Raw genomic sequence first — 823 nt, 5'->3', positions numbered from 1 at the left:
GCGACTCGATATTCTGTGAGTCATGGTGGGGATCGTTGAGCGGTTGGTGCCGGACGAGTTGTGGGAGTTGTTCCAGCGGGTGGTGCCGGAGGCGCCGTCGCGGCCGCAGGGCGGTGGCCGGCGCCGACACGGCGACCGGGAAGTGCTGGCGGCGATCGTCTTCGTGGCGACATCGGGTTGCACCTGGCAGCAGCTGCCTTCGGCGTCGTTCGGCCCGTCCGGCGCGACCGCCCACCGGCGGTTCTCGGAGTGGTCGAAGGCCAGAGTGTGGGCCAAGCTCCACCGCCTGGTCCTCGACGAACTCGGTGCCCGCGGCGAGCTGGACTGGTCGCGGTGCGCGATCGACTCGGTGGACATGCGAGCCCTGAAAAGGGGGACCTGACAGGTCCGAATCCTGTCGACCGGGGCAAGTACGGCTCGAAGATCCACCTGATCACTGAAAGGTCGGGTCTGCCCATATCCGTGGGCATCTCCGGCGCCAACCTGCACGACAGCCAGGCTCTGATCCCCCTCGTGAAGGGCATCCCGCCCATCCGCTCGCGACGCGGCCGGCGACGGCGTAAGCCCGCCAAACTCCACGCCGACAAGGGCTACGACTACGCCCACCTGCGGCGATGGTTACGCGGTCGCGGCATCACCCACCGCATCGCTCGCAAGGGAGTCGAGTCCTCGCAACGGCTGGGCCGCCATCGTTGGACCGTGGAGCGCACCATGTCCTGGCTCGCCGGCTGCCGACGACTCCACCGCCGCTACGAACGCAAGGCCGACCACTTCCTCGCCTTCACCAGCATCGCCTGCACACTCATCTGCTACCGCAGACTCG

1 protein-coding gene is annotated in these 823 nt (G+C 67.9%); it reads left to right on the top strand.

Features of this window, described 5'->3' with window-relative positions:
- Positions 1 to 22: 22 nt before the first annotated feature.
- Positions 23 to 823 (top strand): IS5 family transposase gene (locus JS521_RS35930; protein ID WP_372448652.1). Its coding sequence is split into 2 segments (ribosomal slippage), with 802 coding nucleotides annotated over them: positions 23 to 371 and positions 371 to 823; the frame shifts between segments, so codons are not numbered across the junction. This gene is flagged as partial in the annotation.

It is taken from the genome of Streptomyces durocortorensis, assembly GCF_016901035.1.
Lineage (GTDB): Bacteria > Actinomycetota > Actinomycetes > Streptomycetales > Streptomycetaceae > Streptomyces > Streptomyces durocortorensis.
The sequence above is the reverse complement of the archived record's forward strand: the minus strand, read 5'-3'. Positions and strand labels throughout refer to the sequence as shown.